Raw genomic sequence first — 5,250 nt, 5'->3', positions numbered from 1 at the left:
GACCGCGGCCGCGTCGTAACCCAGTCGCGCTCCCCAGTCCTGCTGGACGACCGTCACGGGCATGGCCAGCTGGGAACCGGCGTCCCGGTCCGCTCGGTCGTGTGCGGCGTCGACGCCTGCCGAGGCACGGAAGTCCGCGACGATCGACGGCACGGCCGCCGCGCTCGCCCGCAGGTACGCGGACCGGACCGGTTCCGGAACGGCCGCCGGATCCCTGGCCCAGGCGTCGAGGAAGGAGCCGAAAAAGACGTCGGCGCTGTTGCCGATCATCGTCTCCGGCAGCCCCGGCGGCTGCGCCATGAGGAACAGGTGGTAGCCCACCGCCGCCGGGACACCGCGCAGGACGTTCCACATGTCCAACGTCGGCACGACGTCCAGGATGCCCACGTGCGTGAGGGTCTCGGGATGATCCAGTCCCGCCCGGAAGGCGACCAGGGCGCCTCGGTCGTGACCGACCAAGGCGAAGCGCTCATGGCCGAGCGCCGCCGCCAGTGCGACGACATCGGCGGCCATGGCGCGCTTGGAGTACACCTCAGGGCCGGTGGCCGCCGGCTTGTCGCTGGCGCCGTAGCCGCGCAGATCGGGACAGATCACCGTGTGCTCGCCGGCGAGCCGCCCGGCGACGTGCCGCCACATCAGATGGGTCTGCGGAAAGCCGTGCAGCAACACGACCGGGCTGCCGCTGCCGCCGACGGCGGCGGCCAGCTCCACTCCGCCTGCGCCGGGCAGACGGACGTGGTCGAAACCGGGAATGGTGAGCGTCATGAAAGGCCCCTCCTGGGGTCGGTGCACCAAAAACCTTGGTCCGAGGACCAACGGGATCAGCGTGGGCGACGGCGATCAGCAGCCGATCAGTACGCTTCGACGCCGCAGACCCGCAGCACGGAGGATGGGCGCATGCGAATCGACGTACTCGGTGCCGTACGAGCCCTCCACGACGACGGCACCCCGGTCGACCTGGGCGGACCCCGCCACCGCGAGGTACTCGGCCGGCTTGTCGCCGCCGGGGGACGGATGGTCACCACCGACACCCTCGTGGACGACCTGTGGGCCGAGCCGCCGGTGCGCGCCGTCGGTGCCCTGCGTACGTTCGTCGCCGCGCTGCGCCGCGCCATCGAACCCGACCGGCCACCGCGCACCCCGCCACGCCTCCTGGTCACGGAAGGCCCCGGCTACGCGCTGCGCCTGCCGCGCGACGCCGTGGACGCCCACCGGTTCGAGGACGCCCTGGCCCGCGCCCGGCGTACACCCGATGCGCTCACCGAACTCGACACGGCCCTCGCGGCCTGGCGCGGCACCGCCTACGCCGACGTGACCGGCTCCGCATGGGCCGAGCGCGAACGGACCCGGCTGGAGGAGCTGAGGCTGGAAGGGATGGAACTGCGCGCCCGCCTCCTCCTCGACTCCGGTTCGGGAGCCGAGCTGATCGCCGAACTGGCCGCCCACGTCACCGAACACCCCTGGCGCGAGCCGGCCTGGGGGCTGCTGGCCCGCGCACTGCACCGGGCAGGACGTCAGGCGGACGCCCTGGCCACCCTCCGCCGCGCCCGCACGATGCTCGCGAACCAGCTCGGGCTCGATCCCGGCGCCGACCTACGGCGCCTGGAGACCGACATTCTCCACGGAGCCTCGACGCTCCGGCCCCCACGTACCGTGTGGACCGCCGGCGCACGACTCGGCCCGCGCACCACCGTCGAACTCGCCCGCACCCTGGCCCTGGCAGGTGGCGACGCCCTCACCCACTCGCGGCGCGACCGCCTGGCCGCCGTCCAGGCGGCGGAGCGCACCGGAGACGTCGCCCTGACCGCCCGCGTCATCGGCGCCTACGACGTACCCGCCCTCTGGAGCCGGGCCGACGACCCCGAGCAGTCCCGCGCCGTCGTCGCGGCGGCCGAGCGCACACTCGCCGCGCTCGGCACCGACGGCCCCGCCGAACTGCGCGCCCGCCTGCTGGCCACCATCGCGGTCGAGAGCCGCAGCGCCGATCCGGCCCTCACCGCGCCGAGCCGCGCCGGACAGGCCGCGCGCGAGGCCGAGGCGCTGGCGAGGGAGCTGGACGATCCCGCCCTGCTGGTGTTCGCCCTCAACGGAGTGTTCCTCCAGTCCTTCACCCGGCCCGGGCTCGCGGCCGCGCGGGACGCGATCGGCGCCGAGATCCTGGACCTGGCCACCCGGCACGAGCTGCCGAACTTCGCCGTACTGGGCCGGCTCATCCGCCTCCAGTCCGCCTCAGCCCTCGGCGACCTCGACGCCGCGACCGCACACGCCGAGGCCGCCGAGCAGCTCGCCGTCCACACCGAGGCCTCGCTCGTCCCGGTGCTCACCGGCTGGTTCCGGGCCCGGGCCACGGCCGCACACAGCACCGCACCGGGCGGGCCCACCGCCGCCGGCGCCGCCGCGCACTACCGCGCCGTCGAAGACGCCCTCGCCGAGACAGCGGGCATGCCCGGCCTGCACCGGGGCCTGTTCGCCCTCGCCCTCCTGGGCCTGCGCCTTCTGCACCACCGTCCCGCGCCCACCGATCCCGGCCTCGACTGGGGGCCGTACCGACCCTGGACGCGCCCCTTGGTCCTGCTCGCCCACAACCGGGACGAGGAAGCCCGTACCGCCCTGGCCACGGCGCCCGAACCACCCCTCGATCACATGCAGGAGGCACTCTGGTGCCTGACCGCCCACGCCGCCGCCCGTCTCGGCGAACGCCCGGTCGCCGCCCGCGCGGCCGAGGCCCTGCGCCCCGCCCGCACCGAACACGCGGGCGCGGCGAGCGGGCTGCTGACGCTGGGGCCGGTGGCGCGGTACCTGGCGGAGGCGGAGGCTTGCGCCGACAAGGGATGAAAGACATCGTCCGCCCACTCCACCCCACGGGGCTCATCGCTCGCGCGACCGCCGAAGCCAGCGACGACCGGGGTGACTGGCTGCGGTGCGTCTGCGTACCCATGCGCCTTGGGGGAGTCCTGGCGCAAGCCGGCCGGACGGCCGCTCCCTTGCCGCGGCCGGGCGGATCGTCGCCCCGTTCGAGACCTCGCGGCGGGTCCTCAGGCGGGTGCGGTGGCGAGTGACGCCGGGGGAGTGGCAGCCCTCCGTGGCGTGCGCGGACCGTGGTGAGAACGGCCGCGGGAGATCATCCTTCTCCGGCACAGGCTCTTGTGCGCGAGGCGTGCCCGGTGCGGCGGGGCGCGGGCCCCAGCCTTCCCGGACTGCGGAAGAAACGACCACCACGACACCCCTCGGACCGCTCACAGGGGCGGGTCCGCAGTGCCCGGAGGGGCGGCCGTCGCCGTGGGCCGCCGCCCCCTCGGGTCGTGCACGCCCCCTCTCAGGGCGCGGCATACCGGATCACTGATAGGCCGGAACGGCCCAGGTCGCCTTGTAGTGTCGGTCCGACGACGAGGCGGCCTTGATCGTCGTAGTGCCGTTGCCGGCGACGAACCGCATGTACGCCGAGGTCCAGAGCGCATCCGGATGGGACATCTGTGTCTCCGGACAGGCGTCGAGGTTGCCCGAGCAGGTGGAGACGACGACCCCGGACGCCGGATCGTCACCCACGCTCTTGACCAGGCCGCGGCTGTTGATCACCGGTTCGTTGGCGTAGTCCTTGCACCAGCGGTGCTCCGCGCCCTGCACGTACGCGGCCTTCGGCCAGCGGCTGTCGTTCGTACCGAAGTGGCAGCGAACGGAGCCGCTCTTGGAGAACTGGGTGATGCCCCCGTTGCTCGCCACCCAGAGGCGGTCGGAGTTGCCGTACACGGGACCGAGGTCGTGCCCCCAGGCGTCCCCCGTGGCGCTCTGCTTGGGCAGGTCGAATGTGTCCTGCTCGTGCGGAGGCGCGAGTTCGCCACCGGAGTAGGCGTACTTCACCAGCTGCTTTCCGCCGACGGCCCAGAGGGCACCGGAGGCCGGGTCGTACGAGACCTCGTGCGCGTCCTCCAGCGGGAAGATCCGAGGTGACGCGGCGTTCCAGGCTCCGGGTGCGCCCTGAGCCCTGGTGTAGACGGCGACGCCGCCCTGGGGTGCCCCGGGGACGGCGTCGGAGAACGCCACCACCACGTTGCCGTTCGGCAGCATCTCGACGCCGTGGAGGTTTCCGCCGGTGCCCACGTTGATGGCCCAGTGGTAGCCGGCGAGCGACGGGTAGGGGATCACGCCGACGAAGCCGCTGCCGCCGTCGCCGGTGACCAGAACCGTACCGCCGTACGGACCGCCGGGCCGTAGCTTGTGCGAGGTGCCGCCCTTCCAGGCGTCACCCTTCAGGCTCGCGTCGAAGACGGAGTGGTAGGCGTCGGGGATCCACCGCTGGTACGGTCCCGAGCTCGTCCAGACGGAAGGGTTGGTCGAGTCGAAGAACTCGAGCGCCGCGTGCGCGGCGGGGTAGTTGTTCGGGTACGTCGGGCCGAACTCGTTGCCCGAGATGATCGGGGTGTGACCCTCGTTGAACTCGACCTCGAGAGTGGGGGCGTTGTACGCGGCGTGGCACGCGTAGTCGGTCCCCACCGGGTTCATGGAGCAGAAGTCCTTGTAACCGGACGTGCCGCTCTCGGCGGCGCTGAACCGGATCCCGTGGTTCGGCAGACTCGTGTCCGCCCACCCCTTGACCCAGTCGGTCACGTCGATGCGCTGGATACCGTTGGACGCGGCGGGATCGTTCTTGTTCGTAACGTCGGGGCAGTTCGGGTGACCGACACCGAACCAGGTGCCTTTGCCGGCGCCGACAGTGGGCTGGTTGGCCCAGGTGATGGTGGCCTGATCCCACGCCGAGGTCACCGGGTGGACGCCCATCCACGCGTTGGCCGAGCAGTCGGAGACGAAGGAGTTGTACACGCGCAGGGTGGCCTGCTTGATCGGCGCGCCGCGGAGCTTGGACACGTCGAAGCGCATGAAGCTCCGGTACTTCGTCACACCGTTGTCGGGCGTGCCGACATGCAGGATGTGCCCCTGCGAGTGGTCGGCGTTGTCGGCGCTGCTGATGTAGGTGTCCTGCAGACGCTTGATGATGTTTCGCGGGCCGGTCTGCGCCATGGGCGTGACGGTGGGGACTGCCGTCGCGGCGACCGGTTCGGCCTTCAGCTCCGGAACGTCCGGTGTGCTCGATGCCGTGGCCGGGACGAGCAGCGAAGCGGCGAGCGCCAGCCCACCACTCGCGGCGAGGATGCTTCTCTTTCCTGGAAGTCGTGTCAGACTGCGGCGCACGTGCGCCCACCCCCATGAGTTCGATTTACATGGATGCGTCATGGTGCCAGAGGCCGGAGCGGT

3 protein-coding genes are annotated in these 5,250 nt (G+C 72.2%); 1 reads left to right on the top strand and 2 read right to left on the bottom strand.

Annotated features, from left to right (window positions below; all coding sequences use genetic code 11):
• On the bottom strand, positions 1 to 765 hold a 765-nt coding region (locus RIF68_RS26535; RefSeq protein WP_309053825.1), incomplete at its 3' end, for an alpha/beta hydrolase.
• Positions 766 to 897: 132 nt separating this feature from the next.
• On the opposite strand from RIF68_RS26535, the gene RIF68_RS26530 reads away from it, so the two are divergent.
• Positions 898 to 2,835, top strand: coding sequence for an AfsR/SARP family transcriptional regulator (locus RIF68_RS26530; protein WP_309053824.1), 1,938 nt, complete (start codon positions 898 to 900; stop codon positions 2,833 to 2,835).
• Between the two features lie 501 nt (positions 2,836 to 3,336).
• On the opposite strand, the gene RIF68_RS26525 is transcribed toward RIF68_RS26530, so the two are convergent.
• Positions 3,337 to 5,187 carry a DNRLRE domain-containing protein gene (locus RIF68_RS26525; protein WP_309053823.1) on the bottom strand — a complete coding sequence of 617 codons (1,851 nt, stop codon included), beginning with the start codon at positions 5,185 to 5,187 and terminating at the stop codon, positions 3,337 to 3,339.
• Positions 5,188 to 5,250: the final 63 nt, after the last annotated feature.

Origin of the sequence: Streptomyces sp., assembly GCF_031178505.1 — a bacterium.
Lineage (GTDB): Bacteria > Actinomycetota > Actinomycetes > Streptomycetales > Streptomycetaceae > Streptomyces > Streptomyces gulbargensis.
Note: the sequence above shows the minus strand (reverse complement) of the source record. Positions and strands in the feature narration are given on the sequence as shown.

Coding starts and splice junctions, on each gene's coding strand:
- RIF68_RS26530 (WP_309053824.1), top strand. CDS start 898: ATGCGAATCGACGTACTCGGTGCCGTACGAGCCCTCCACGACGACGGC.